General features: G+C 53.0%; 20 protein-coding genes and 4 pseudogenes. All 24 read right to left on the reverse strand.

Features of this window, described 5'->3' with window-relative positions:
* Nucleotides 1–4 precede the first annotated feature (4 nt).
* The 24 genes and pseudogenes from tssE to tssB all read right to left on the reverse strand — a co-directional run bounded on the left by tssE (nucleotide 5) and on the right by tssB (nucleotide 25,916).
* The gene (tssE, locus tag EO763_RS14990) at nucleotides 5–460 is read right to left on the reverse strand and encodes a type VI secretion system baseplate subunit TssE (RefSeq protein WP_161530413.1); all 456 of its coding nucleotides are present in this window, start codon (nucleotides 458–460) and stop codon (nucleotides 5–7) included.
* Complete coding sequence (gene tssJ, locus EO763_RS14995) at nucleotides 460–1,005, reverse strand: type VI secretion system lipoprotein TssJ (protein WP_161529429.1); 546 nt, start codon at nucleotides 1,003–1,005, stop codon at nucleotides 460–462. Before tssJ ends, tssE begins: the two co-directional genes overlap by 1 nt.
* Nucleotides 983–2,068, reverse strand: a complete 1,086-nt coding sequence (tssG, locus tag EO763_RS15000; protein WP_161529430.1) for a type VI secretion system baseplate subunit TssG — start codon at nucleotides 2,066–2,068, stop codon at nucleotides 983–985. Before tssG ends, tssJ begins: the two co-directional genes overlap by 23 nt.
* Nucleotides 2,032–3,786, reverse strand: coding sequence for a type VI secretion system baseplate subunit TssF (tssF, locus tag EO763_RS15005; RefSeq protein WP_161529431.1), 1,755 nt, complete (start codon nucleotides 3,784–3,786; stop codon nucleotides 2,032–2,034). The genes tssG and tssF overlap by 37 nt, the downstream gene beginning before the upstream one ends.
* Nucleotides 3,787–3,827: 41 nt before the next feature.
* Complete coding sequence (tssA, locus tag EO763_RS15010; RefSeq protein ID WP_161529432.1) at nucleotides 3,828–5,429, reverse strand: type VI secretion system protein TssA; 1,602 nt, start codon at nucleotides 5,427–5,429, stop codon at nucleotides 3,828–3,830.
* Nucleotides 5,429–8,878 carry an ImcF-related family protein gene (locus tag EO763_RS15015; RefSeq protein ID WP_161529433.1) on the reverse strand — a complete coding sequence of 1,150 codons (3,450 nt, stop codon included), beginning with the start codon at nucleotides 8,876–8,878 and terminating at the stop codon, nucleotides 5,429–5,431. The genes tssA and EO763_RS15015 overlap by 1 nt, the downstream gene beginning before the upstream one ends.
* Complete coding sequence (locus EO763_RS15020) at nucleotides 8,875–9,999, reverse strand: DUF4282 domain-containing protein (protein WP_161529434.1); 1,125 nt, start codon at nucleotides 9,997–9,999, stop codon at nucleotides 8,875–8,877. The genes EO763_RS15015 and EO763_RS15020 overlap by 4 nt, the downstream gene beginning before the upstream one ends.
* 148 nt (nucleotides 10,000–10,147) lie before the next feature.
* Nucleotides 10,148–10,492 (reverse strand): DUF7079 family protein, encoded by a 345-nt coding sequence (locus EO763_RS15025; RefSeq protein WP_161529435.1) that lies wholly within the window; start codon nucleotides 10,490–10,492, stop codon nucleotides 10,148–10,150.
* A 63-nt stretch (nucleotides 10,493–10,555) separates the two neighbouring features.
* Nucleotides 10,556–10,855 (reverse strand): hypothetical protein, encoded by a 300-nt coding sequence (locus tag EO763_RS15030; RefSeq protein ID WP_161529436.1) that lies wholly within the window; start codon nucleotides 10,853–10,855, stop codon nucleotides 10,556–10,558.
* 92 nt (nucleotides 10,856–10,947) lie between these two features.
* Nucleotides 10,948–11,226: a PAAR domain-containing protein gene (locus EO763_RS15035; RefSeq protein ID WP_161529437.1), complete on the reverse strand. Its 279-nt coding sequence runs from the start codon at nucleotides 11,224–11,226 to the stop codon at nucleotides 10,948–10,950.
* Between the two features lie 66 nt (nucleotides 11,227–11,292).
* On the reverse strand, nucleotides 11,293–12,393 hold the full coding sequence (locus EO763_RS15040) for a T6SS immunity protein Tli4 family protein (protein WP_161529438.1): 1,101 nt from the start codon (nucleotides 12,391–12,393) through the stop codon (nucleotides 11,293–11,295).
* A gap of 122 nt (nucleotides 12,394–12,515) precedes the next feature.
* A pseudogene (locus tag EO763_RS23950) lies at nucleotides 12,516–12,638 on the reverse strand (DUF2345 domain-containing protein); the annotation flags it as partial.
* Nucleotides 12,637–13,176: pseudogene (locus EO763_RS15050) on the reverse strand (transposase family protein); the annotation flags it as partial. The pseudogenes EO763_RS15050 and EO763_RS23950, both read right to left, overlap by 2 nt.
* The gene (locus EO763_RS23420; protein ID WP_208851960.1) at nucleotides 13,131–13,460 is read right to left on the reverse strand and encodes a hypothetical protein; all 330 of its coding nucleotides are present in this window, start codon (nucleotides 13,458–13,460) and stop codon (nucleotides 13,131–13,133) included. The pseudogene EO763_RS15050 and the gene EO763_RS23420, both read right to left, overlap by 46 nt.
* A 43-nt stretch (nucleotides 13,461–13,503) precedes the next feature.
* Nucleotides 13,504–14,628, reverse strand: a complete 1,125-nt coding sequence (locus EO763_RS15060) for a T6SS immunity protein Tli4 family protein (protein ID WP_161529440.1) — start codon at nucleotides 14,626–14,628, stop codon at nucleotides 13,504–13,506.
* Nucleotides 14,629–14,671: 43 nt separating this feature from the next.
* Nucleotides 14,672–15,802: a T6SS immunity protein Tli4 family protein gene (locus EO763_RS15065; RefSeq protein ID WP_161529441.1), complete on the reverse strand. Its 1,131-nt coding sequence runs from the start codon at nucleotides 15,800–15,802 to the stop codon at nucleotides 14,672–14,674.
* The gene (locus tag EO763_RS15070; RefSeq protein ID WP_161529442.1) at nucleotides 15,795–17,417 is read right to left on the reverse strand and encodes a lipase family alpha/beta hydrolase; all 1,623 of its coding nucleotides are present in this window, start codon (nucleotides 17,415–17,417) and stop codon (nucleotides 15,795–15,797) included. The genes EO763_RS15065 and EO763_RS15070 overlap by 8 nt, the downstream gene beginning before the upstream one ends.
* A gap of 3 nt (nucleotides 17,418–17,420) precedes the next feature.
* A complete protein-coding gene (locus tag EO763_RS15075) occupies nucleotides 17,421–19,922 on the reverse strand; it encodes a DUF2345 domain-containing protein (RefSeq protein WP_161529443.1) in 2,502 nt (833 codons plus the stop codon).
* Entirely contained in the window at nucleotides 19,919–22,573 is a 2,655-nt protein-coding gene (tssH, locus tag EO763_RS15080) for a type VI secretion system ATPase TssH (protein WP_161529444.1), read from the reverse strand. The genes EO763_RS15075 and tssH overlap by 4 nt, the downstream gene beginning before the upstream one ends.
* Nucleotides 22,574–22,745: 172 nt before the next feature.
* A complete protein-coding gene (gene hcp, locus EO763_RS15085) occupies nucleotides 22,746–23,237 on the reverse strand; it encodes a type VI secretion system effector Hcp (RefSeq protein ID WP_103184900.1) in 492 nt (163 codons plus the stop codon).
* Between the two features lie 4 nt (nucleotides 23,238–23,241).
* Nucleotides 23,242–23,529 (reverse strand): annotated as a pseudogene (locus EO763_RS15090) (OmpA family protein); the annotation flags it as partial.
* 94 nt (nucleotides 23,530–23,623) lie between these two features.
* A pseudogene (tssK, locus tag EO763_RS15095) lies at nucleotides 23,624–23,821 on the reverse strand (type VI secretion system baseplate subunit TssK); the annotation flags it as partial.
* 17 nt (nucleotides 23,822–23,838) lie between these two features.
* Entirely contained in the window at nucleotides 23,839–25,386 is a 1,548-nt protein-coding gene (tssC, locus tag EO763_RS15100) for a type VI secretion system contractile sheath large subunit (protein ID WP_161528221.1), read from the reverse strand.
* A 32-nt stretch (nucleotides 25,387–25,418) separates the two neighbouring features.
* Nucleotides 25,419–25,916 carry a type VI secretion system contractile sheath small subunit gene (tssB, locus tag EO763_RS15105; protein WP_161529445.1) on the reverse strand — a complete coding sequence of 166 codons (498 nt, stop codon included), beginning with the start codon at nucleotides 25,914–25,916 and terminating at the stop codon, nucleotides 25,419–25,421.
* Between the last annotated feature and the right edge of the window lie 335 nt (nucleotides 25,917–26,251).

Genomic DNA, 26,251 nt, shown 5'->3' on the forward strand with positions numbered 1-26,251 from the left:
GGCCTTACAGACGTGTTGTCGTGTCGAGATATTGCTGTTGCTTCAGATGGCGTAACAGGACCCGCCCTTCAGGCATAAACTCGGTGCCATAACGTACAAGACCGACACCTTTAAGTTCAGCATCAATGGCATAGCGCAGTTCGCCCGGAACATTCTGCTCCAGCAGGACAACAGTTATTTTTTTCAGACGTGGCTCATATTTGAGCAAAACAGCCGACAGGGTGCCCATCAGCTCATGGGCCGTTCCCGGCATGCCCTGCAGGATTTTGGTCATATCTGGGAGACCATAATCAGGCAGGTGCGCCAGCGTTCCTGCACGGCTGTTGAGGATACGTTGCATATTGTCGAGTACTGACAGGATGACCTGATTTTCTTCACTGACCTGATTGAGGCCAAGGCCACCGATAAAATGACCTGTGAGCATTTCATAGAGCGAAGGTGTGTTGTGTCTCTGGGGCATCATTCATCCTTGAGCGGTTGCAGCGTCAGATGGTTATTACCCGCTTCCAGAATGCGCGGCTTATCCGGATCAAGATCTTCGCGCTGAATTACGTGTTTCCAGGTGTTATTGACCATATCCGGATGGCGGAATAACCCGACCACTGCGACAAACTGCGCGTCCTCTTCCATTGGCATATCAAGGTTTGCATCCCCGCCCGGTTTTACCACCACATCACGGCTGGCAAGCAGGTCGTCCTTCAGAATGGTGCCCCCATCTTGGAGCAGTTGCTGGTAGACCGTTTTGTCGAAGGTTTTCCGGTCTTTCAGTTGGTAGATACGGACCACCACCGGCTCGGACAGTGAGTTACTCTCGCGGGAATCCGTGTTCAGCGCTTCACGCGCGGTGAAATCCAGGCGCAGCACCTTAATCTTTTTGTAGAAAACAGCATTAAACGCCGATTTGGTACCATCGGTGACGCCCTGCGTCAGCCCGCAGCCAGCCAGGCTGAATGCCAGCAGCGGCAACAGCCAGCGCGCAGTTTTAGTTAAATTTGTACGTAACATGTCGATTTCCTTGTTGTGGTGTTGCGGGCTGCAGGCCGGTGTAATAGCCCAGTTCCGTCGTAAAGGTCTGCGGGATATCGTCCAGGAGGTCTTCGTCTTCCGCGCCCAGTACACCATTCATCCCAAGCCAGAATGGGCCTTCGCCGAGCGGCGGAGCGGCCAGCAGGCGGGTCCGAGTGGTCAGTGTGATTTTTGCCTTAAAGCGCCAACCGAGATAGACCCGCAGCATCACCAGAAAGTCCTTATACAGCAGGTCACCCGGTTTCCAGCCCTGCGCTTCCTGTTCGTTATCCGTCGTGAGTGCAACCAGCAGTTGGCTGCCGGCATCCATCGCTTCATCACCCAGTGGCGTATTGCCGTCCAGCAGAAAATCGTCATCACCGTAAAAGCCCAGTGGCTGACTGACCTCCACCGGTCGAAGGCAGTACGGGCTGACCTTTACGGTAGTATCCGGGGCCAACAGGGTCACCAAGGCCTGCATGCCCTCCTGCGTTTTACCCGGTTGCTGCAGCACACCCAGCAGCGCCAGAAAACGGGACACCGGGGTGGCAATATGCTCTGCGGTGCCCGGAATGCCCAGCCCCACCAGACCCAGCAACGACTGCGAAATGCTGTCCGTTCCGCTCGGCTCAAACGTGGCCGGGTAGGAATATTTTCGCCAGATGCGGTAAAACTGCGTCAGGATGCGGTGGCTGAAAATATCCAGAAAACCCTGCAGCGCTTCATGCCCTTCACGGCGCTGGGTGATGTCATCGAGATAGGCCGTCGGCAGTGGCGAATCGACGCCGTACATCCCCATAAACGTGGCACGGATGACAGGCGGTTTGCTGTCATCATCCTCATCGTATTCGATGGCCTTCAGTTCACTGACCGGAAACCCCATTCCCGGATGCGGGGCAAAACGCACAGGGTCGTCAGCCGGATGGCCGGTTGAGCCCATCAGCGGCCTGCCCGGATTCATCTTCTCCAGCAACTGGCAGAAACGGTAAAAGTTAATGCGGTTAAGGTCAGCCTCCAGCCGCGGGGTCAGCCGGGAATACGGCGGTTGTGCTTCTCTTCCCATTCCAGACGCTCTCCTGTCGGTTGCAGAATGATAATCAGGCGGTTAAACAGATAGATATCGGTGTAGAGCGCAAAGAAGCGGCTCAGCATCTCGCCAAACAGGCAGATGTCGCCGCGTCCGGCAAAGCCGTGGCTGTCCAACGTCACCTCAATCTGCACACCACGCACAAGGTAACCCTGCTCAAAGCGCTCGGTTTCGCTGTGCTTCACATCAATGATGGCTTCTAGGCGACGGCGGTTCATCTCGCTGTCGGTCCATTCATACAGAGCCAAGGTACCGCGCAGCACGTCGGCATTATCCATCATCGACAGAAATCCGCTGCCGAGATGGCTGAGCACACGCCAGTGAAAACGGTCCTGCGCTGGCGGATAACAGGGCAGTGTCGGCGCACACAGGTTACGCACGGCGATGCTGGCCGAGGTGGTTTTCATCACCGTATCAAGCACGGTGCTCTGCAGTGCACGTCTTGGCAACTGACCGTTGGTACCCGTGAGCGTCAGCGACAGGCTCTCGTCTTCCGGCACCGTGTGGTTATCAAACGCTTCACCGCCGAGGATAAGCCAGGTGTTATGCAGCCCGGACGGACCGCGGCGCACGCGGGTGTGGTAGTAATATTCTGGGGCTTCATGGCGCATCATCCCGCCTTTGTGGCGGAAGCTTGAGAATGGCACGTAGGTATGCTGGCTTGATGACATCACCGAATCGACAGCATAAATCTCGGTATGGCCATCCTGCACCCGCATCGGACGCAGCATGTATTCGGTCTGCAGAGAGTTGAGCGTCAGCGGGTCAGATTCCAGCGGGAACAGATTAATCACCGGCACACAGTTCAGGCGCAGATGCTTTTCGGTAAAGCTGAAGTCATGCTCCCAGCGATCCGCCAGTACCACGTCGATTTCGAACCAGGGGAGCTCAGCCGGAAAGATCACGGTCTCCAGCCCGCGCAGGCCCGTGAACATGAATTTCTCGCGGAAGGTGAAATACTCCAGCAGCAACTGGTAACCGCTGAAACTGCTGTCACCCTTCGGCCACAACCCGTCATCATCACCAAACCCCAGTGCGGTGAAATACCCGTCCAGCGGTCTTCTGTCCGTGTCACCCGGCATGCTCAGCCAGAGACGCGCAGTATTCATAGTAAAGGCTTCATGCATGGCACAGGCCAGCGGTGCGTCAGCATTGAAGTAGAATGGGATTTGGCTGAGATCGACACGGCTCCAGTCGGCAAGATGACTGCAGTTAAACCGCAGGTTGATGACCGAACGCCCGTCAGGGTCAGTCGACAGGCGGACGTGCTCCAGTGACAACGGCTGAAGGGTTATCTCTTTGGTGGTGGTGTACCGGCAGCGCGTGCCCTTCTCCCCGATCGGCCGCGAATTGACCTCGAAACCTTTGACAATGCGCATCGGCTCTTTCATCTCGCGCCAGTCAGGGGTGAACTCCACCACCGACATCGACGGAATGGTGCGCAGGTAATGCGGCCACAGCAGGCTGACCAGCCCTTCGGTCAGTTCTGGAAGATCGTCATCGAGCTTTTCACGCAGCCGGCCCATCAGGAAGGCAAAGCCCTCGAACAGCCGCTCTACGTACGGGTCGCGCGCCCCCGCTTTGTCGAGATTGAGCATTGCTGCCTGCTCAGGGTGAGCGCGGGCAAACTCTTCACCGGCTTCCAGCAGATAGCGCATTTCGGCGTCATAATAACGCAGGGTTAAGTCGTCCATAAAAACCTGAATATGTGTGTTTTAAAGGTATGCTAGGCGTTTTACCCGCAAAGCACTGCACTGCTGGCCGGATCGAGCGCAATCAGACCGGACAAAAGCAAATCCATCTCAGGCTGAAGCCGTGATTTATCGGTTTCACTGCGTGTGGCTTTCATGCGCAATAACCTGAGGCGGCGCGATTTCACTTCAAACAACAGTGCTGGTGTCCACTGTGTGAGGGTGATTGTCTGTGCGGCACTGTCGAGCTCACCCAGCAGATGCAACGCAAGTTCATTCTTGCCCTTCTGCTCGGCTACACGGGCCATCAGCAGACGCAGTAGCCATTTGTCTTTTGTGGAATCGGTGCCCGGGCGTGTCTGAAGCCACTGGAGTGTGGCATCAAGTCCTTCGCTGTCCGCTTTATCCAGCGCTTCCGGCTCCAGCGCCAGAATATTGTTGTCAGACGTGCTGGCGGCACTGACCGGCTCGTCCCGCCAGCCGGACATATCGTCCAGCACGCTCTGATTTATCCAGTTCAGCGTGACCTCATCGGCAAACGGCGTCCCGTCATTAAAAGCCAGCGTTTCAAGTCCGGTGAGGCGGCGCAGCAGTCCTTTTAGGTCGGCGGCGATGATATCAGCCAGCACATCCTGTCCCGATTTCATCAGGGCCTGGTGGATATACCACTGCAAATCCAGCCAGAGGTGATTAGCGCCACGCGAAAAGGTGCTGTCTGCCTGCTCCAGTATCTCCAGCCAGCTTTGCTGCAGGTACAGGCGTTTGAGCATCGCCCGCTGGTCAGCCCGCGGCGGTTCGATGCGCGTTTTCCCCTCAGCATCCGGTGCAGGAATAGCACTCAGCGTGTCATGACGTAGGCTTTTCATCAGCCGGTGTGCGGCAAGCCAGCCATCGGGTTGCTCACGCAGATATCCCGTCAGGGTACGAGCCTGGGCCAGCAAATCCTGACCGGAGGTAATGCGACTCAGAACCGGCGCGTCAAACTCCGTCGTATGCGTGGAGGTCTGTGAATGCGCCTTATTACCGGCGTTCTGCGGCACCACAGCATCCACGCCACCGGCCTTCATCAGGCGAGATTCCAGCGCGCTGTACAGGGCATTCAGCTCTGGTCGTGACGCTTCCGGCTCTGCCTCCAGGCTGTCGCGGATCAGCAGCAGCGCACCGACAGTGTGCAGTGCATCGTCGCGCACCACTTCTGGCCAGAGTGACAGGCTGTCGAGAACACGAGAGCCTGCGAGCCACTCCAGCGACGGTTTACGGCTTCGCTCGCGCTGCGGATGAAGTTGCCTGCCATAGCGCTGTAGCAATCCTGCCAGCAGTTCAAGCCCTTCGGCAAAGCCGGCTTCGCCATCCTGGTGCAGGCGCGCCCAGCAGTAATAAGTCGCAACCCGGATATCTTTAGCACCAGTGGTCAGTAACTTTTCAGCAAGCGTGCAAATCAGCCCAGTATCAATGCCGGAAAGTTTATTAACCTCCTCGCGGATGCGCTGAAAATCATCGTCATAGCTGGGGTCTTCTCCGGTCGGACTGGTGTCACTTACCGGCGCAAGCCAGGGCTGCCAGTTTTCCGTGCGTGCCTGCGCCTGTTGCCGCAGTTGAGTATCGTCAGCCTGACAGGCGGTGACCAGATTCTGCAAAATGCTCATTATTCGACTCCATCCATGTCACTGTTTCCAGTGTTGGCCATCAGCGCCTGAGCCGTGGCCGCGCTGTCGACACTGAATATTTGATCCGGCAGCGTGAAACCGCGCAGCTCCAGTAGCGCCAGCGGACCTTTCCCGAGTTGTGAGCGCAGGACCCACTGCAGGGTCCGACCGTCCGGGGCGGTAAAGCTCATCATCCACTGGCTGCGGTCACGCTGCTGGCGCTTGCCCTGGTCCAGCCAGCGAATAAAGCCCCAGGTCCCGCTGTAATCTCCGAACAGGCGCGCACCAGCGTTGACCGTGCTCCAGGTCAGCATAGTTCCCGGCTTGTACGTCTCTCCCGGCCAGCGGAACGACTGCCAGTCGGCCATCTGATTAAAGTAATGGAGCGGCTGACCATCAATAGTGAGCTGAGTTTCCACGACTTCCGGTACCGGCCGTGCCTGCAACTCAAAACTGATACCCTGCGCTCCATCGGTAAACAGAATGTCGGAAAGCTGGCTGAGTTGGTTCACCGCTTTCAGGAAGGCAGGGTTAAAGGTCAGCCCCTGGCTGTTGACCTTATCCGGTACCCACTGGCTGCCCTCTTTGTGCAGCACACCGCTGAGCTCTGTCGTCAGAAAACGCTCAATACGTCCGCTGTCTTTACGCAAAAACTCAGCCAGCATTGGCAGGGAGGCATCACTTTTACTCGCCGCAAACGGGAAGCGCCCGTCAAAGGCGGTGTGCCAGTTCGCCACCACGGAGCGGTTCCATTTGTCATTCAGGCTCGCCGCCGACGGCTGAAGCACCGTCTCCCAGGCCTGGAGCAGCGGCTGCACAAACATTGTGCTGCCAAATCCGCTCCACTCCTCGCCAAGGCTTGCTGAAATCAAACTGCCGTACTGCTGGGTGTCGGTCAGGTCCACGCTTTTGCCCTGGAACACGGTCTGCGCCAGGGTCTGCATCATCGCCTGTGGGTCAGAGGCGCTGGCCACCTGTTGCAGACGCAAACGCACGCGGGTGATGCGGGTCAGATACGTCTGCAGGCTCAGTGAGTTGTCAGCCGACATGACGTTACTGCCCTTGTTTTTACCCAGAAGCTGAAGCAGGGGGCCAAAAGTTTCATCGAGTGGCCCCTGCGGCCCTGACGCAGACTGGTCAATCGCAGGTTTGTCTTTTCCGCCTACCAGGTCTTTAGCCGATTTGATGATGGAATCCGAAAGGCCTTCGCTTTGCTGGCCGGTCTGTCCCTGCCAGGCGAGGGTATTCATCAGGGCAATCAGTGGCGACTGGCGGACATCGCTCATCAGCGTCAGCTGGTCGGTGACGTCCGCAATGTTGTTTGCCGGGTTAAGTCGCAGGCTGTTGAGGAAGCTCAGCCAACTGCCGGCAAAGTCGGTGAAGTAACGTTGCGTCAGACGCGCTTTCAGGGCTTCCGGCGACAGGTCAGCTGATACGGCCTGATGGGAATCACTCAGCACCCAGTCAATTTCATCCCGGCGGGAGTTTGCGGCCTTTTCGATAGCCTGCTGAATGCCCCCTTCCCACGCCTGGCGGGTGAACATGCCCGGCACCACCTCCCCGATGGTGAACAGTCGCCGCGCATCGGTGCCGCTGGTCATGTCTTCCAGAGAGACATCGGCGAAGTTACGACGCACGGATTTGAGCATGTTCTCATACAGCGTGCTTTCCGCATTGCGACGACCAATTTGTTCCAACAGCACCTGACGTGCCTGCGCCACCAGCCCGGCATCCGGCGTGATTTTCCACTGAGGCTGCTTCGGTAATTCGTTGATGTAGAAGGCCCACAAATCCGGCGACAGGCTTTGCCACAGGCCGGTTGAGATACCCATCCGCGTCGGCTGCACGGCTTTCAGGGTCTGCGCGTAATACGCACCATCGGCCTTATCCGGACGAGCCATCATCAGCCAGGCTTTCAACTGGTCATAGCCGGTCTTCGCCAATTCGCCGCGCAGTGGGCTGGCCGGTGGCAGGTTGGCCAGCCTGCTGATTTTTTGCTGTAACGCCTCATTTGCCGGGTCGCGGATCAAACGGTTACTGGCAACACCGTACCAGGGCAGCATGGCAGCGAGCAGCCGGGAATTGTGGTCAAGACCAAAACGCTGATACCAGGGAGAGCCTTCCTGAACACGATATTTAAGACGCCCGGCGTCATTGCGCAAATCATGCAGCGCCGTTAGCTGTTGGTCTGATACCGAAGGATGCTCAACCAGCGCGTGAGATTTTACCGCCACCGAGACAATTTGCTGGCGGTTGACGGCAAACGACAGCAGCAAACCTGCGGCCCATACCCCCAGCACGGCCAACACTGCCCAGGCCAGCGTACGCTCCCAGGCCATGCCGACGCGGCGACCGCGTACGCGGGTACAGTCGTCCGTCACCCCTTGCCAGCGTGCAGGAAGAGCCAGCGCATGTCTGTGGGAAGAAGAGGAGAGCATGCCGGCTTCGTTAGCCGCTTTTTCACCGTCCGCTGAAGCCGCTTCTGGCAGGCTGAACACCAGACCACGGAGCGGAACGCGTTGCTGGTTGGCATACAGCCAGGGTGTCAGTTGTTGTGCCCAGCGGCTAATACCGCTTTCTTTGAGGTGCTGGCCCAGGCGCAGCAGGAAGTCGTGACTGTTATTTTCAACCACCTGACTCATGCCCTGAGCATTCAGTGCAGGCAGCAGGTTTTCCAACTGGCGAGTGATATCATCGGGTTTAGCACGCAGTGGGAAGAATGCACCCACTGCCTGTTCAGTGCGTCCGTTCTGCGACCAGGCGCTGTCGCAGAGTTGCCACAGCCAGACGGGCGGCTGATAACGCAGCAGCTCACCGATTTTTTCCAGCCCGCGTAAATCGTTATCACTGATTTGTGATGTCAGGTTAAGCGACTCAGGCATAACACGGACAATCCCGTCCAGAGGACGCCCGCGGCGCAGCTTGCGCAGTGCGGTATATTTTTCTGCATCAATTTCTGCCGTCAGACTCCCGCCATAAATCAGTACGGTACGGTGACCTTCCAGCCACTGGTTTTCCCGCAGGCCTGGTACCAGTTGTTCAATCGCAACTTCATCACCGGTGACCAGCAGCAGACGGACTTTGCGGCGCCAGAAGAGGTTGTAGCGGCGGCGAAGGTGTTTTTTAAGGCCAGGACAAGACTGAACCGTATTTCTATTCTCAACGGAGAGCGGCCCGAGATTTTCGCCAGGCGCCTGCGGCTTATAGACGGCCTGATTTCTTCTCTGCTTCCATCGCCACCAGACAGGTGAACCAATCAGGCCAAGGAGCAAGACAGCAAACACGCCTCCCCAAATTGTCCAGATTTTTTGAGTTGAAATCCCGATGCTGTTCAAACTGTCTTGGTTGATAAAAAGTACAAAAGCACTTATTCCCGCCAGACCAATAACCAGGAGGAAGTATCCCCATGAGCCATAGCGTGTATTTGGCAATATTTTTTGTTCGATCATGAGTAAAGCTCCCTGGCAATCAAGCAAAGTGTCCCTGTTTGCTGCGGCTTCTGATTAACAAGCAGCTGATCCTTACCCGTTTTGTTGGCGGCTTCGGCCATCATGGCTAAGGAAAGTGGTAAAGCCATCTCTCCAGGCGGCCCAAAGGAGAGATCGATAGAATGCAGCGGCCTTTTTTCCGGCAGAGGCCACTGATGGAGAGTTGCGTATTGCATTATTTCTACGGCCGTTTTTTCAGCAGCCCCCAACAGCCAAACGTATTCCAGATTCTCCTTATCAGGCTGTATATATTCAAATAACATATCTAACTCATTAATAAGCTGCCCTGCTTCCATCGGCATCATCCGAGTTATGCCGGCGATAACAGGCAGTGAATGCTGACGAGTAAAGGTAGGTGAAGCGATAAGCTGAGCAGAAATAAATTCACTTGACTCCCCGACGCTTCGGGCAGGCCAATCCTGAAGACAAAGAATTAATATCAGCCCGTCAGAAATTTTTGCATCATAGAAAGATTCTAAAATTCCCGAGGAATAGACTGAAGTAGGTATGAGATCCCATTGTTGAAAAATCAACTCATTACGATATTCATCAAATCTGTCTGGCGACTGAAAAACATAAATAGAGTGTAGAAAATGACGATACCCCGGATATTGCAGCTCCAGCTCTCGGTCTGTTTCTTTCATTAAAGTTGGAAAACTATGCGGGGAATTGAATAACGGGCGAGCTTTTTTAGGATATGCTGGCACCTTATCCAACTCCCCCAATAGTGCTTCCATTCCTTCCTCTTCCGGGGAAAATAAAACATTGCCAACCACGGCAATCTGCTGTTGGCTCCAGCTGCACCATTCAGCTTTGGTTCGTTCTGTTTCAAGTTTCCAGGCTCGGCTGGCTACGACAGACTGTTCATAGCGGTTTAACATTACCCCGAATAAACATAGCCAAACCAGCAATGCAGGCAGGATACCGTAGAAGAAAACTTTAGCGTAGGTTTCCTTATTCCAGAACCATAAGCTGGAAATAGCACCCGCGATTAACATCAGTATCAATACTATTATCCATAACCAATACTTTGGTGATGGAAGAATTTTTTTATCAGGAATATCAGGTATAGGCCATACCATAGTAAAACTCGATATTTTTATGTTTTATTTAAGACTCAAGGGGGAAATTAAAAGAGTCATGAGAAAGCTTTCAGATTAACTGAGCGCCACGCTGTTCATTAATAAAATTGAATTGAACATTAAACCATGCGTTATTTTAGCGTTATCGCTATAGCATTTCATTTCTCAGAGCCCTCCATTCTTTCCTGTAAGTTATTTTGAGAATAGACACAAGCAATTTATGTTTGCATTTTGCGGTAAAGCCTTTTTTATTTCTATAGTCGCAAATATCGATCCATAAAGTTTTTTTATCAAACCCACTCCATACAGAAGGTGCCGGGGTCAGGAGATTGGTGTAACAAACAGGGGCAACCCATTCAAATAAAATCTCTTCAACTATAGCGACAGGGAATTTTTTTGCTATTGAGGAGATATATTTAAAATCAACTTCGTTATCTACAAATATATCTGATAATGCACCACACAAATCGAAGTAAACTAGTTTATCTTCCACGTTGTAAACTCCTCGCCGTGGTGAATTTCAATAATCATCTGCGATTAATGTGGTAGAACCAAATTAGATCCCTTTCTCTTTACAATCGCTATCACTTAAGAGCCTTAGACTGATTTTGATATCTTTATTTTCAATCTCAGGAATTTGTAATGGGTGACCATCTTTGTCTAGGCGTCCGTAATAATCCTTATTCTCAGCAGTTATTTTATAGCATTGCCCATCAGGGCTTGAACCTGAGAATGGGCTGACTATTTTAATGTTTTTATTACGTTCGATGGTGACTGGTTCCGTTTGGCAGGCGGTGATGAAAATCAGAGATGCCAGGCTGACAAGCAATAATCTATATTGAGGGTTATATTTCATTAATCATTCCTTTTTATATTCTAGCTCAGGGGGATGCAGTTTTTGAATATTTTTCAGTGGCGATGGATTTTTCAAATATCCCCACATCTTCCTTAGGCCTTAGAATAGCTATCCTGAAGGCTAGGGATAAACTTTGCATGGCACGGACACGAACTAAAACTATCAAGCGACCCCGCCAGAACCTGGCTTCCATCGAATGTGTCTGCGGCTCCGCCTAAGATTTTGTAAGTTCCGGAGTGCTTACCGCAGTTAACCATATCTCCTTCTCTGGCAGCAGAAACGCCGTACCATTGAAACGCTGGATCGCCTGTAAGGATCTTCCCACCGCAGGTGGTGCTATCACCAACTCTTAAAAAATAGCCGACGCTCATTTTGTGTATCCTTTATTTTCAAATATTGTGGAAGTGTGCGGAAAGCACTACTAATTTCAGTAGCGACTACTTAGCTCCGGGGCGATATCTGAACGTTCTGGTGATTCTGTCCCAGATATCGACCAGTTGTGAATCATTATAAGCTTTCGTTTCCTTATCAGAATTATGCAACTCAATAGAAAATACCGGATGCTTCAAATCGCCAATTTTTTCATTACCGTAAAAATGGAATGTATAGTATGGAACGTTTTTCTCTTCCGGATGATAGATATCTTGTTTACCTTTCATCAACCACTCTTCTGCATTTATCTCTGGAAGCTTTACAGTCCCTTTCTTCAGAGTATGGGCTCCAACCCTGATGATAGTGGAATTTATTTCACTCCCTCGCTCAAGTAATGTATTGTCTTTACCCAAGAAATTATTACTGTTAACAATAATCTCAAAATCACCCTGCTTATATATCAAAGTAATATCATCCTTTGATATCACACCCTCGTCACTAATAAAACCTTCTGGAATACAGATACCGGGTTGTGCTGGCACTTCATCATCCTTTCTTCCTTTTAGTCTGGAAAGCAGGCTTTGCATTTCTGCCAGTTTCTGAGGCTTATCGTTCAGGTCGCTCTCCTTCGAACCGCTGTTTAAATAATCGTCTCTGTCCTTTTTATATTTTGGATCGGATAAGTCAGTGATTTCTGTAGTAACAATAAATGCCACTCCATTATTATACAGATGACCTTCAAGAACTCGCCCGAAACCCGGAACACTTTCATTTACATTGCGATCAAAAATGATTGTATTGTCATTTATCCGATACATTTGTTTCAGATAAGGAAGGTCCTCGGGATCAACTGTAGGACTATTGTTTAACTCCTGTTCACGTAAACGGATACGTTGTGCAAACGCCGGAGGATACAGCTGCTTGCTGGCAATTCTCATCTCATTAATTTTTACCTGACCGACCGCAGCATTATTAAATGAAACGGGCACATCAAAAAGATAGCGACCAATGCACTGGGGTTTGGTTTGCTCAAAAAGTTTATCCGTCATTTGTTTTTCCTTTGCCGTTAAAGGGGCTACCGGCCACGGGCGGGTGAGCAACCAGAAAATCGTACCGAGAATAAGGACGATAACAATTAATCCCAGCCATAAATGCCTTACCCGCATGAGGTGACCTCCCCGGCCATTTTTATAATCGAGCGTAACGTGAACTTCATCGCTACAGAAAGGCCATTTTCCGTACCGGTATCCCCCACGGCATAAGCGCCTTCATGATCCACGTCGGTAGTCCGAATATAGCCGCCGCCGCTCGTCAGAATGATTTCCTGCTTCGCGCTGATGACCAGCTTGCCCTCGCTGCTGCTGATACGGATATCTTTCAGCGCATCCAGCGTCATCTCATCCCCCTGCGCCAATAAAGTCCCACCCCAGTGCTCTGATATGCCGAAACCATTTATTGTGGACGCCCGCGTCGGTGATGAGGGTGACTTTCGTTTGTGGTGAGATGCCACTGGCAAGCGCGTCAAGAAAGGCCTTCTGTATCAAAATATTGTTTTGCTTTTCTGACGGAACCACCTGACTCATCAAGGGGATAGCGCGACCATCACAGGCAAGGCTGGCACGCAGGACATGAAAAGCCTGAGAGGGATAGCCACTCCAGTCAACGGCAATGACACACCACGGCATGTTTTTGGTCATCATGGACGTAATCTGATTAAATATTTTCGAGATATCGTTATGAAGCGCAGTATTTCCCAAAAGGCGGTCAACCCGTTTTATTTTATCTTTCACGCGAGCAGGGCCGGGTAAATAACGCCCGATACGGATGAGTGAAAGTGTCGCACCGTTTATCAACGCGGTGGTGGAATCAATAAGGGCATGTTGTCGATATTGGTGCGTTGAAGCTAAAGCGTTACGGAAAAAAGTCTGGCATATTTTACGGGCAAGCATAGGGTGATCTCATTGAATTTTTTGGCGAAAATCAGTAGATCATAAAACTCTATGCCTGTCTTTTTTTCTGGGGATTCCTCAGCCCTAAAGGATGATGGCAGATCGAGCATATAGCGTCCGACGCAGTAGGGTTTCATTTCAGCGTTTATCTTGTTTATGGCTTCCTGCTGTGATGACGTCAGTTTTTGTGGCGAAGGATTGTAAGGACGAAAATATTGATATACCCCGTACCCCAGCGCGACAAAAACAGCAAAAATAATGACTTCCCGTTTTATTTTATCCATTGTGAAGCCTCCCTGTTATTAATCCGTAATCCTTGCCGGCCGGTCAAAACGCGCCGGGTCGCACGCGTACGCTACGGCTGATTGTGTCCCAGAAGGCGATAATTTCCTCCTTGCTGTAGGAGGTCGGCGGCATGGAATCATTCTCTAGGGTCAGAATAAAATTGGGGGTATTGTAGCTGGCCGTCATTTCATTGATGAACATATCAAAACCATAACGCGGCTCGTCTTGAGATGCCTGTAAACCCGTAGCCAGAAACTCCTGGGCCTGCAGCCCGCTAACATTAAAGGCCCCTTTTCTTTCCACCTGGCCACGGTACAAGTTACTCTCTATCTCACCAGCTCTCTCCAGCACCGTGTCTTTCTCACGGGTAAAGTTATCAGTGGAGATAATAATTCTGATATGTTCCAGTGTCTTACTTTCAAGCCCAACGGAGATATCCTCCCGCTCCCTCGCCGTCGGGTCGGTGGCAATAAACGCATGGGTGATACAGGAGCCAGGCTTCGTCGGAATGACGTCATTATCTCTGCCGCTGATCCTCGCCATCAGCGATTGCATTTGCCCGACATCACTTGCGACATAGTTTTGAATTGGATCGCCATTGCGTTGTATTACATAACGCGAAGCTGAATCATTGACCGTTTGCTTCTGAAATTTGATAACCACACCATTGTTATAGAGATATCCTTCCAGAATGCGCATTGCGTCCGCAGCTCCTCCGTTTTCATTCCGTTCAAAAATCACACCGTCCATACCAATGGGTAACGGCCAGACTTTTTTTAAAAAGGGCATGTCCTGGGCGTCTATGGTTTTACTGTTTTGTAGCGCCTTTTCACGTAATGCGATTAACTGCACAAAACCCGGATGATACATCTTCTTTGTCGCCAGATAGGTTTTATACATGTCTTCTGGTCTGGATATTACCGCCGCCCAAATATTATTATCCAACGGCGTAGAGTCATTATAAGCCGTAAAGGAGGATGGCAGGTCGAGCATATAGCGTCCGACACAGTAAGGTTTCATTTCGGCGTTTATCTTGTTCATGGCTTCCTGCTGTGATGACGTCAGTCTTTGTGGGGATGGGTCATAAGGGCGAAAATATTGATATACCCCGTACCCCAGCGCGACAAAAACAGCAAAAATAATGACTTTCCGTTTTATTTTATCCATTGTGAAGCCTCCCTGTTATTTATCCGCAATCCTTTCCGGCCGGTCAAAACGCGCCGGGGCGCACACGCACGCTACGGCTGATCGTGTCCCAGAAGGCGATAATCTCCTCTTTACTGTAGGAGGTTGGCGACATGCGTTGATTATCCAGGGTCAGCATAAATCCCGGAGTCTTATAACTGGCCGTCATTTCATTGATATACATTTCAAATTGATATCGTGGTTCATCGTTGTCTTCCTGCAAGCCCGTTGCCAGAAACTCCTGCGCCTGAAGTCCATAAACACTAAAGGCCCCTTTTCTTTCTATACCGCCCCGTGAGCGGGAAATATTGCTTTTTATTTCTCCCATTCTGTCCAGCACCGTGTTTTCCTCACGCGTAAAGTTATCATTAGAAACCGCAACGCGTATATTATCGAAAGTATTACTGATGAGTCCTATGTTAATATCCTCCCGCTCCCTCGCCGTCGGGTCGGTGGCAATAAACGCATGGGTGATACAGGATCCAGGCTTTGTCGGAATGATGTCATTATCCCTGCCGCTGATCCTCGCCATCAGCGATTGCATCTGGCTGACATCTCTTGCGACGTAGTTTCTGGGTGGTCGCCCCCTTCGTTGCTCATTATATATAGAGCTCGAATCATTAATGGTCTGCTTCTGTAGTTTGATAACCACGCCGTTGGTATACAGATAACCTTCCAGAATACGCATTGCATCCGCAACGCTTCCATTTTCATTTCTTTCAAAAATCACACCGTCCATACCAATGGGTAACGGCCAGACTTTTTTTAAAAAGGGCATGTCCTGGGCGTCTATGGTTTTACTGTTTTGTAGCGCCTTTTCACGTAATGCGATTAACTGCACAAAACCCGGATGATACATCTTCTTTGTCGCCAGATAGGTTTTATACGAATCCTCTGGCCGGGAAATCACCACCGCCCAGATATTTTTATCCAGCGGAGTAGAGTCATTATAAGCCGTAAAGGAGGATGGCAGATCGAGCATATAGCGTCCGACGCAGTAGGGTTTCATTTCAGCGTTTATCTTGTTCATGGCTTCCTGCTGTGATGACGTCAGTGTTTGTGACGAAGGGTTGTAAGGACGGAAATATTGATACAGCCCATATCCCGCTACGATTAAAGCGGCAACGATAACTACATTTTTCTTTATATTATTCATGGTAAGCAAGCCCTGTATTTTTCACCTGCTGTGCAATTCTTATAATTGAGCGAAGAGTAAACCAGCGCGCATCCATGGTGTTGTCAGATTTGTACGCCCCCTCGTGGTCGACACCCACACCGAGCTGGGCCTTTAACTTCGGAGAATTAATCACTGCCGCTCTGACCGGCACAGTCCCGTCGCCGTCTTCCGCTGGACGCGATAATTCATATTTGCGGATAACATAACCCTGGTCCGGTGTTTCCAGCGTTGCATAGCGGATAGTCTGGTTAAATTTGTCTGCTGGGTAGAAAATCTCCCCCTGTTCGCTGACCTGCGAACGGTAGGCTTCCTGGGTATGTTTCCCGCTCGTATCTTTCCAGTACAGTTCAGCATAAGAGGGGTATTTCTTCCCGTCATTACCGTAAAAGGCATAGGTATTTTCATGGTAGTGTCCATTAAGTCCCTCTATAAACTTTCTAACTTTATTATCAATAATGTCCACATATGATTGCCAGTCCTGCTCCAGTTGGGCTTTATCCATATTTTTATTATCCGGATTAATAAAGCGCTCCTCACATAACCCCCACCACGCCGACCTTTGAGTGTAGATTTCCGTGTAGGGGCTAGTCTGGGGCAACGGCTGCTGAAGACCCTCAACGTGAAACCACCCCATACCGTATCCATTGCCTGGCAGGAGTTGTAGAGGGCCCGGCGATTGCGCCAGCACGGCGGTCATTTCAGCGCCATTACCGCCAATGACTAAACCGGTTATTCCTGCCTCCCCCGCTTTCATGCGCTTATAGGCCATCGGGGCGCCACGATCCGGCATCACCCCGTGCACAATACCCAGTATATTTTTCTGCCCTAAGTTTCCTTCCAATATTTCAGAATAGTAACGGGCGACGAGCCCCCCCATCGAATGGGTCACCAGGATCACCTTTTCGCATTTGCGTCCGCTAGCTTTGTAATCGCCAATAATCTTTTCAATACGCTTGGCCAGCATTTCAGCTGACTCCACATTCGACTGTAGCCAGTTATAGCCCACTGCATGGACCGGAAAGAGGTACTGATAGCTTAGTGCCACTTCCTCAGAAGTCAGGTTACTCTCACCCGTTTCGGCTCCCAATGCTTTATCCAGCAGCCTCTCACGCGAGGTCAGGCTACCATTTTTGCTGGTCTTATTTTTTAACATTGTCTGGTTATCGTTCAGCGCTTCCTGAAGCCAAGGGAGGAAAGTGCCATAGCTCATTGCCCCCACTTCCCCCCAGCCTCTCTCCCTGCGCGATGAAAATAAAAGGCGTTCTTCCGGGCTTTCAGTCTTGATTTTCCCGCTGGGATCAACCACGGTTTTGATGGGATCCAGTAATTTTTTTCTTTTCGCTGGCCCCCTTCCAATCCAGGGTAACATGCTTGCATGACCATTGACGGTCCAGACCGGTTTACCATCATCTGGGTTCATCAAATTACTCCCCATCACCCCCGGTAAAAACACAACCGGGATGACTCTGTCCGGCATCTTATAAAGTTTGAGCCATTGCTCCTTGTCTTTCGGCGTGGCAATGACCTTATAGAGTGGATGACCAAACTTGTCGTATCCCAGCAGGACACTATTGCTTTCAGTGGCTTCAATCATCTGTTAGCCCTCATCCTTCAGGTTTATCTGCACTGATGCAGGGTCCACCAGGTTTTGTTTTTCCCCACGGCCGGATGCAGAGGTCATTAACTCCTGCACGGTACCATCGCTGTGCGTCAGGCTGATTTTCTGACCCGCTACGGGTGTCTCAGAATAGGGCCACAGCACTTCAGGTCCCATTTCAAATTCGCTGCTTTCCCAGCTCTGCGCCGCCTGACTCATACTCTGCCCACCAAACTTCTGCCACACCGCCGCACGCTGGATGATTTTGTCCGGTGCCGCGCACTCCACGACACCATCAGCAATGCGAATATAGCCGCCGCCGCTCGTCAGAATGATTTCCTGCTTCGCGCTGATGACCAGCTTGCCCTCGCTGCTGCTTATGCGGATATCTTTCAGCGCATCCAGCGTCATCTCATCCCCCTGCGCCTGTATCTCCACCTTCCCTTTGCTGGCAAAAATTTTGATACCCAACTTTTGGGCAAACAAACTGACCCTCTCCCCGGCCGCCACGGTAAATCTTTTCAATGCACTGAAATCAGTATGTTTGCCGCTGGTGCTGATAACATTCTCACCCGCTGACAGTTGCACACTTTTTGGCGTGCTCTGGGCAATGCCCTCCGGGGCAGAGAGTAACAGCGCAGACTGTTTCAAATCGGTCAGCGTTTGTTGCAGTAGTGCCTTCTGGGTCTGGATATCGGCCAGTTCAGCTTTGGCTGTTTCAACCGCGCTACTCAGGGCCTCGGCCTGGTTCAAGGCCAATTGCAACTGGCTCAGCGCCGCACCCATCTCCAGCACATCCCCCTGTGCCTTTGCCTGCCCATCAGCACTGATAAATATCCCTTTCTGCGCCCGGATGGCTCCCCAGCTGTCGGTTCTGAGCTCAAAACCTTCACCGCGTTTTTTCTTCTCACTGTCGACCAGATGCCCGAGGTTCAGCTGGCTCTTGCCGCCGTACTCGGTGGAGACCTTGATATGCTCCTGGTCACGGCTGTCATCGAGGCGGATTTTGTTGTTCGCCGGCGTGCGCAGAACGTTACGTTTGTAGTTTCGGATGGTGACGTGGTCGCCATGTGCCGAGTCATGCAGCACGCCGGCGATGTACGGTCTGTCCGGGTTGCCGTCTTCAAAGCCAATCGCCACTTCGGTGCCCGCCAGCAGCGGCAGGTGCAGGCCGTAGGTATCGCCGGCATAGGGGCGGGACTGGCGCACCCACAGGCTCTCGAATCCGGTCTCCCAGTTATCACGGTCAAACAGCATGTTGACGCGATAGCGGCCGTCTTTATCAATATGCCCGTAGGTGTCATTTTCAGTGGTACTGGTGACGCGGGCCGGTAATGTACCGGCCATCACCGGGCGTGAGCCAGGCTCAGGACGGAAACCAAAATCCGTGCTGTCCGGAATACCGTCGAAGCTGACGCCAAAATCTTCATCACGCCGCGCATGGCTGTGCATCGCCGTGATGACCATGCCCTTGCTGAAGGTCTCCGCCACTTCGTACCCGCCGGTGACCTTCACTACCTGACCCGGAGAGAGGGTCGGGCAACTGGTGATGGCACGGGTCTGCGTCTGGCCATTCAGGTAGCGCTCATGACGAATGCGGGCATAAAACGCCCCGGACTCCGGTGCCGGATTGCGGTCATAGGTATTACCCGCTGTCAGGTAGTTATCCGCATAGTGATAGGCATCACCGTAGGTGGTCGCATCCCCGCGGGTCGCATCGACCTGGGTGTTCATGTCTTCCGTCGCCTTGCGGTAGTTGTAGTCGCGGGCGCTGACCTGCTTCTGCACCACGTTGTGGTGGCTCTCCATGCCCCAGACCGCGTCCACTCCGTCCGAATGCTGGCCCGACGGCGGAATCGATGGCAGCGTCAGGCCTTTTTCATAGCCCTGCTGACCGTCGTAGAACGCCACGACGTCGATGTTCAGGCGCGTATCCGTGGTAAAGCGGAACCAGATGCCGACTTCACCCAGCAGGCGGGTAATAAAGTGCAGGTCGTCTTCGCCGTACTGCATCACCTGCTCACGGCGCGGGTACTCTTTTTCAAGCGAGAACAGAAAATCCTGACCGCGCAGGTTGTGACGCTCGCGCAGGATTTTTTCCACGATTTGTGGCACCGACATGTCCTGATAAATCGCGTTCTGGTGCGACCGATTAAGCAGCGCCAGGCGGGGCTGGAGCGTCAGCGCGTAATGGGTTTCATCCTTTGAGGTGTTGAGACGTTCAAAACCGCTCACCACCCCCTGAAGGGTTCGCACGGCCTGCTGCATTTTGATGCCGTATCCCAGGTCTTCCGGGGCCAGCAACGTCAGGGAGGCCGCTTTCATCAGCATCATCTCTTTGCTGATGGCATGGTCACCACTGGTGAATTCAATACGGTAACTGAACGGCGTGCTCAGGGCTTCATCGCCTTCAAACGCCAGTACATCGAGCTCGGCTGCACATCCCTTCACCGAAAGCCTGTGATGGTTGTGGCTGAATCTTATCGGGAGGCTGGTACTCATGCATTCACTCCTTGTATCCGGTCAAACTCCAGCCCGATACCCGCTTCCTCACTCCAGCTAAGGCATAGCGACTGTGGTTTCTGTTTCGCCGCCATATAAGTCAGCAACTGCTGACTCAGCACCGGCAGAATGTGTTGATTGAGCAGGCTGTCGACGTTGCGCGCCCCGGTATCCGGCAGCAGGCAGGCGGCGGTCAGCGCGTCATACAGGCTCTCTTCGATATGCGTGGTCAGGCCGTAGTGGCGACTCAGGCGCTTGCTGACCTGTGCGAGCTTCATTTCCACGATGGTGCGCATCGCCGCTTCGGCTAATGGCCGGTAAATCACGGTCTGGAAGCGGGCCAGCAGCGCCGGCTGGAAGTGGTCGCGCAATATCGGGCGCAGCCGTTCGTGCAGGTCTGCTTCGGTGGCGTCTGGCTGTTCATCCAGCAGTTGCATCAGGGGGTCGCTGCCGAGGTTGGAAGTCATCAGAATGACGGTGTTGCGGAAGTCGATTTCACGCCCTTCGCCGTCGCGCATAAAGCCGCGGTCGAAGACCTGGTAGAACAGGTTCATCACGTCGCGGTGCGCTTTCTCCACTTCATCCAGCAGCACCACGCTGTACGGGCGCTTGCGTACCGCTTCGGTGAGAATACCGCCCTGGCCGTAGCCAACATAGCCCGGCGGCGAGCCTTTCAGTTGGGAAACGGTATGCGGCTCCTGATATTCAGACAGGTTGATGGTAATCAGCGATTTTTCACCACCGTACAGCACATCCGCCAGCGCCAGCGCGGTTTCCGTCTTGCCCACACCACTCGGGCCAACCAGCAGGAACACGCCCTGCGGGCCGTTCTCTGACGTCAGTCCGGTCTTCGCCGCGCGCAGGCGCTGGGCGATGGCCTCAAGGGAAACATCCTGGCCGACGACACGGCTGCCAATTTCATTTTCCAGCGTCAGCAGTTCGGTCTGCTCGTCTTTCATCAGGGAAGACAGCGGTACGCCGGTCCAGTCGGCAATCACGTTGGCAACCGTGCGGGTGTCCACATCCACCTGAACCAGTACGTCGCCCTGTTGAGCCTGCTCCAGTTGCTGTTGCAGGTCAGCAATTTCAGCCTGCTGGCTGATGTCCTGCCGGCTGGCCATCAGCTGCTGTGCCAGCGCCTTCTCGTTGCTGAATCGGCCTTCCTGCTCCTGAATACGCGCGTCCAGTTCAGCCCGCTGCTGCTCAATCACACCCAGTCGGCCACCATGACGGTTGCTGCCAGCGGCGATATCTTCCAGCAGCGCCTGCTCTTCCAGCGCCAGTGCGGTCAGCTGTGCTTTCAGGCACACAATTTGTTCAGGCACCGTATCGAGGCTCATACGCACACGCGCGGCGGCGGTATCCAGCAGGTCAACGGCTTTGTCCGGCAGCTGGCGGCCGGTCAGGTAACGGCGGGACAGGGTGACCGCGGCACGCACCGCATCGTCGGTGATGTGCACGCTGTGATGTTCGGCATAGCGGGATTTTAAGCCCCTGAGCATCAGACACGCCGTGTCATCGTCCGGCTCGTCCACCAACACCCGCTGGAAGCGGCGCTCCAGCGCGGCATCGCGTTCGAAGTACTGCTTGTATTCGGACCAGGTGGTCGCCGCGATGGTCCGCAGTTCGCCGCGGGCCAGCGCCGGTTTTAGCAGGTTCGCCGCGTCCGCGCCCCCTGACTGATTACCCGCGCCGATGATAGTGTGGGCTTCGTCGATAAACAGCAGAACCGGCACCGGCGACTGCTGCACCGCATCGATGACGTTTTTCAGGCGCTGTTCGAACTCGCCTTTCACGCCGGCGCCCGCCTGCAACAGACCGAGGTCAAGGGTGCGCAGGATAACCGGTTTGAGGGATTCCGGTACATTGCCTTCGGCAATACGCAGCGCCAGGCCTTCGACCAGTGCCGTTTTGCCGACACCCGGTTCACCGACCAGGATCGGGTTGTTCTTGCGCCGACGGGAGAGGATGTCCACCATCTGGCGGATTTCCGTATCACGGCCGAACACCGGATCAATCTTGCCCGCTTTGGCTTTGGCAGTGACGTCGAGGGTGAATTTATCCAGCGCGTTCTGTAACGCCGGGTTCACTTCCCCCTCTTTCAGTTCTGCACCCGCAGGACGGCTCACAAACACCACCTCACTGCCGTGATCCTGGCCCAGTTCGGCTTCCAGCTGTAGATCCGGCCGTTCGTCTGACTGCGTATCCAGCAGCGGGCGAAGACGTTCCAGTTGACTCTGCCCCAGCGTCAGCAGTGGCCACAGTCCGTCACAGCGAGCCAGTTTTGGCTTATCGACCAGCGCCATCAGCAGGTGCACACTGCGGATACGCTCCTCTCCGGCAAGCGAGGCCTGCATCCAGGCCTCCTGCATCAGGGTCTGAATGGCGTCAGACAGCTGCGGGCGGTGGCGTACCGAACGCGGTTGATTATCCAGCCAGCCGAGCAACGCCTGCCACAGCGCATCCATATCCCATTCGTAACGACGAGCCAGCACCGTCAGGTCACCTTCCCCTTGTTCGAGCAGCTTCAGCAGCCAGTGCTCCGGCAAAATTTCCGCATGGGCACGGGTCTGGCAGAGCGACGCCGCGCCGTCCATCGCACGGGCACAGTAAGGGTTCAGACGTCGCAACAGAATGGCTGGATTTTCCATGACTCTCTCTCTTTGTCGGTTCCTGGACACGCTACCGCCCATCGCTGTTTCCCGCGAAGGGGGACCAGAGCGCATACGGTCGGCTGGCAGTTTGTGGTTTTCTTTGCTGAAAGCCCGTTTCAGACAGGCTCTCAGCAAAAACTGCGGACAGGAAATCCCATCCGCATCGGGCTTACGCCGTGGCGCGTTCGTTCCACGAATCGGAATGAATGATGTTGCCGTCTTTGTAGGTCCAGGTGATTTTTTCGTAACGCAGTTCAATGCGCTCTAGGTGGTTATGCTTTTCGAAAGAAGGATCCTTGACGTCGTGCATCACCGGATTCACTTTCACCACTTTCACGTTTTCAAGTTTGGTGTTGAAGTACTCCACTTCCTGACCCGCGTCGTTGATTTTGTACCACTTGAATTCCGCAGACTTGAGGGTCTGACCGGTGGTCACGGCCTTGTACAGGTACGGGCTGGACGAGTCGATTTCCTTGGTGAACAGGAACGGGGTGTGGATACGGGTACCGGTCAGTTTGCCGGTGTTGTTGTCGGTCGGGATGTACAGGTTATGTTCCTGAGCGACCACTTCGATGCTGCCTTCACGCTCCTGAACGTCCACAGACCCTTTGATGTCCGCACCGCCGTCGTCTTTCAGCCAAAGATAAACAGGAATTGCCATGGAATTACTCTCCATTTAATTGTGATGCGCCATCACCCTGCGATGGCACCGGGTGTTTGCCGGGTATCTGACAGGCCATGGCCTGCGGTACCAGACTGATTTCGACACGGCGGTTGAGCGCACGCCCTTCCGGAGTGTCGTTGGTTGCGACAGGGCGGCTTTCGCCATAGCCCTGCACCGCAAAACAGCTTTCCGGCACGTCGCCGGTGTCACGCATCCAGTCGCGTACCGCTTCGGCACGTTTCTGGGACAGCGTCTGGTTCAGTTGCGGATTGCCGGTGTTATCGATATGCCGCCTGCCAGAGCATGTCATTCGTCATCGCGCAGCCAACCTGACCATTCAGAACCAGCGGCACAGAATGACCCGTTTCTTTACGCAACTGGCTGATTTGCCAGCGCAGAGCCTGAAGACGGCCCAGTTTCAGTGCATCCGGTTCGAAAGTGGCATCAATCATCCCCCAGGGATGGGAGAGACCCAGTCGGGCGATGCATTCCGCAGACCAGGACGCATACGCGGCCTGTTGCTGGAAGTGCTGGGGAGAGACCATCTGGCCCCTGCCCCATAACGGTTGTTCCGTTTTCATTGGCTTCCTGCCTTTGCTTATGATTTCGCTTTCGGCATCTGAGATACCAGCGACAGATTGACGTCCATCCCTTCCACCTGGAAGTGCGGGATGGCGAACAGTCGGACACGGAAGAAGCCCGGATTGTCTTCGATGTCTTCCACAATCACTTTCGCATCGCGCAGCGGGTGAGAAGCCTGCAACTCATCGCCCGGATCGGTCATTTCCGTCACCAGACTGCGAACCCAGGTGTTCAGCTCAAGTTCCAGCAGACGGCGGTCTTTGGTCGTCCCGATATTTTCACGCTGGATCAGCTTCAGGTAGTGAGCAATACGCGACAGCAGGAAGATGTACGGCAGACGCGCATTGATACGGCTGTTTGCCGTTGCATCGGCGGTATCGTAAAGTGCTGGCTTTTGGGTGGAGTTGGCGCTAAAGAAACAGGAATAATCTCTGTTCTTATAGTAACTTAGGGGAATAAAGCCCAAATTGGCGAATTCAAACTCTCGGGTTTCCGGGATCATCACCTCAGACGGGATCTTCACCTGATTGCCCGTACCGAGGTCATACAGATGGATAGGCAGATCCTGAACGGCACCACCGGCCTGTGGGCCACGGATTTGTACGCACCAGCCGTTGTTGATGAAGCTGCGCACCATGTTAGACGCAAAGGCAAACGAGGCGTTGGTCCACAGGTATTTGTCGTGATCCGGGCCTTTCACTTCTTCGACGTAGTTGAAGCTACGTACAGGTGCGGTGTCCGGACCATACGGCAGGCGGCCCAGTACACGCGGCATCACCAGACCGATATAGCGGGAATCGTCTGTTTCACGGAACGACTTCCATTTGATATACTCGGCGCGGTCAAAGTAGTTACCAATGTCCTTGATGGCCGCCACATCCTCCATTGAGTCCTTGAGGAAAAATTTCGGGCCGGCTGAGCCGATAAACGGCATGTGCGCTGCGGCAGACACTTTAGAGATGTTGCGCAGAAGCGCGACATCCTGCGCAGAAGCATCAAATTCGTAGGCAGAAACCAGCGCGGCGATCGGCTCTCCACCCGGTGTATCATACTCATCAACATATGTATGTTTATACAGCCCGCTCTGGATGATTTCCGGGCAGTCTTCGAAGTCCTGACGCAGGTCTGCTTTGGACATATCCAGCAGTTCAACCTTCACGTTCTGGCGGAAATCAGTTTTGTCGACAAGAGATTTCACCCCGCGCCACAGACTTTCTACCGCCTGAAAGTCCTCATGGTGCATGACTGCATCAAGCTGACGACTAATCTGGTAGTCCAGCTCAGCGATATGATGGTCAATCAGGTTTTTGTCGAGCTTCTCAACTTTTGAGCCCGATTTTGTCAGGCACTCCAGGAAAACCTGCATCCCAGCCGTTAAACGTTCATCCGCAGTCGCATCCGACATCGCCTGCGCATCCTGCCAGATGTCCAGCGCACTCAGCTCGGACACCGGGTTCAGATTGATTTTTTCAAACAGGGACGCATAAACCCCACCAACAGCAGGACGTTCAAGCACCACACTCTCGCCACCAGCGGCATTCTCATTTTTTACAGACATCAGCATTTCCTTCATTAATCCGTTAAGTATCGCGACCGTTATGGCTGTTTCGGCGCCAGGGCAGACAACTCACTGCGCAGTTCAGCGCTAAGCGTTGGGTCGAGTAGGATTTTCTCCAGCGCTTTGCGGAAGGTTGCGTTGTCCAGCAGGTTTGCTTTTAAGTCGCGGAGCAGGCTGCGCATGGCAAGCATGGCTTTGAGTTGCGGGATTTGACGGGCAATCTGTTCAGGTTCGAAGTCTTTCATGTTCTGGAATGTCAGACTGATGCTGTCTTCGCTACCGTCACCGGCCAGGGTATTTGCTACAGAAAGGTTTATTGAGGGGGAAAATTCGGATAACACGTTGTCAAAGTTGTTTTTATTCAGATTAACTTTTTTGCGCTCAGATAGTGGGGCAGATCCCTGTCCATTACTGAAGTCGCCCGCCACAAGTAATTTCAGGGGAAGTTCAGTTTTCTTGCTTACGCCCCCCGTATGCAGATCAAGTTTTAGATTAATACGTGCCTTTGGCACTTCATTCTGGAAACTATCAGCCATTTAACCACCCCTTTCTGTGTCTACAATGCCATTGTTTAGCGGTTGATTTTACGGTTCTACATGCAGTGGTGTATCGATACAGATAATTAGCTAAGTAATTATCCACCACTAAAATAGTTACGGTTTTGAACTGTGCACGACAGTAAAGTAAAAGTGGATGGATAATCAATTTTGAAGATAAACGTAGGGTTAACGACACCGTATTTTTCGCACGACTGTGGTGTGTTTGTGACCGTCATAGCAATATTTTCCCCAAGGGCTAGTGCGCCTTAAAAGAGAATGTTTAGTGCGACAGTGAAACGCTAAGATTATGCCTACAAGCCATCAACAATAAT

This window comes from Pectobacterium odoriferum (genome assembly GCF_009931295.1).
GTDB lineage: Bacteria > Pseudomonadota > Gammaproteobacteria > Enterobacterales > Enterobacteriaceae > Pectobacterium > Pectobacterium odoriferum.

What these genes read in the sequence shown, in the direction of transcription:
- tssE (WP_161530413.1), bottom strand. Translation starts at nt 460, where the DNA reads ATGCCCCAGAGACACAACACACCTTCGCTCTATGAAATGCTCACAGGT.
- tssJ (WP_161529429.1), bottom strand. Translation starts at nt 1,005, where the DNA reads ATGTTACGTACAAATTTAACTAAAACTGCGCGCTGGCTGTTGCCGCTG.
- tssG (WP_161529430.1), bottom strand. Translation starts at nt 2,068, where the DNA reads ATGGGAAGAGAAGCACAACCGCCGTATTCCCGGCTGACCCCGCGGCTG.
- tssF (WP_161529431.1), bottom strand. Translation starts at nt 3,786, where the DNA reads ATGGACGACTTAACCCTGCGTTATTATGACGCCGAAATGCGCTATCTG.
- tssA (WP_161529432.1), bottom strand. Translation starts at nt 5,429, where the DNA reads ATGAGCATTTTGCAGAATCTGGTCACCGCCTGTCAGGCTGACGATACT.
- EO763_RS15015 (WP_161529433.1), bottom strand. Translation starts at nt 8,878, where the DNA reads ATGATCGAACAAAAAATATTGCCAAATACACGCTATGGCTCATGGGGA.
- EO763_RS15020 (WP_161529434.1), bottom strand. Translation starts at nt 9,999, where the DNA reads ATGGTATGGCCTATACCTGATATTCCTGATAAAAAAATTCTTCCATCA.
- EO763_RS15030 (WP_161529436.1), bottom strand. Translation starts at nt 10,855, where the DNA reads ATGAAATATAACCCTCAATATAGATTATTGCTTGTCAGCCTGGCATCT.
- EO763_RS15035 (WP_161529437.1), bottom strand. Translation starts at nt 11,226, where the DNA reads ATGAGCGTCGGCTATTTTTTAAGAGTTGGTGATAGCACCACCTGCGGT.
- EO763_RS15040 (WP_161529438.1), bottom strand. Translation starts at nt 12,393, where the DNA reads ATGCGGGTAAGGCATTTATGGCTGGGATTAATTGTTATCGTCCTTATT.
- EO763_RS23420 (WP_208851960.1), bottom strand. Translation starts at nt 13,460, where the DNA reads ATGGATAAAATAAAACGGGAAGTCATTATTTTTGCTGTTTTTGTCGCG.
- EO763_RS15060 (WP_161529440.1), bottom strand. Translation starts at nt 14,628, where the DNA reads ATGGATAAAATAAAACGGAAAGTCATTATTTTTGCTGTTTTTGTCGCG.
- EO763_RS15065 (WP_161529441.1), bottom strand. Translation starts at nt 15,802, where the DNA reads ATGAATAATATAAAGAAAAATGTAGTTATCGTTGCCGCTTTAATCGTA.
- EO763_RS15070 (WP_161529442.1), bottom strand. Translation starts at nt 17,417, where the DNA reads ATGATTGAAGCCACTGAAAGCAATAGTGTCCTGCTGGGATACGACAAG.
- EO763_RS15075 (WP_161529443.1), bottom strand. Translation starts at nt 19,922, where the DNA reads ATGAGTACCAGCCTCCCGATAAGATTCAGCCACAACCATCACAGGCTT.
- tssH (WP_161529444.1), bottom strand. Translation starts at nt 22,573, where the DNA reads ATGGAAAATCCAGCCATTCTGTTGCGACGTCTGAACCCTTACTGTGCC.
- hcp (WP_103184900.1), bottom strand. Translation starts at nt 23,237, where the DNA reads ATGGCAATTCCTGTTTATCTTTGGCTGAAAGACGACGGCGGTGCGGAC.
- tssC (WP_161528221.1), bottom strand. Translation starts at nt 25,386, where the DNA reads ATGCTGATGTCTGTAAAAAATGAGAATGCCGCTGGTGGCGAGAGTGTG.
- tssB (WP_161529445.1), bottom strand. Translation starts at nt 25,916, where the DNA reads ATGGCTGATAGTTTCCAGAATGAAGTGCCAAAGGCACGTATTAATCTA.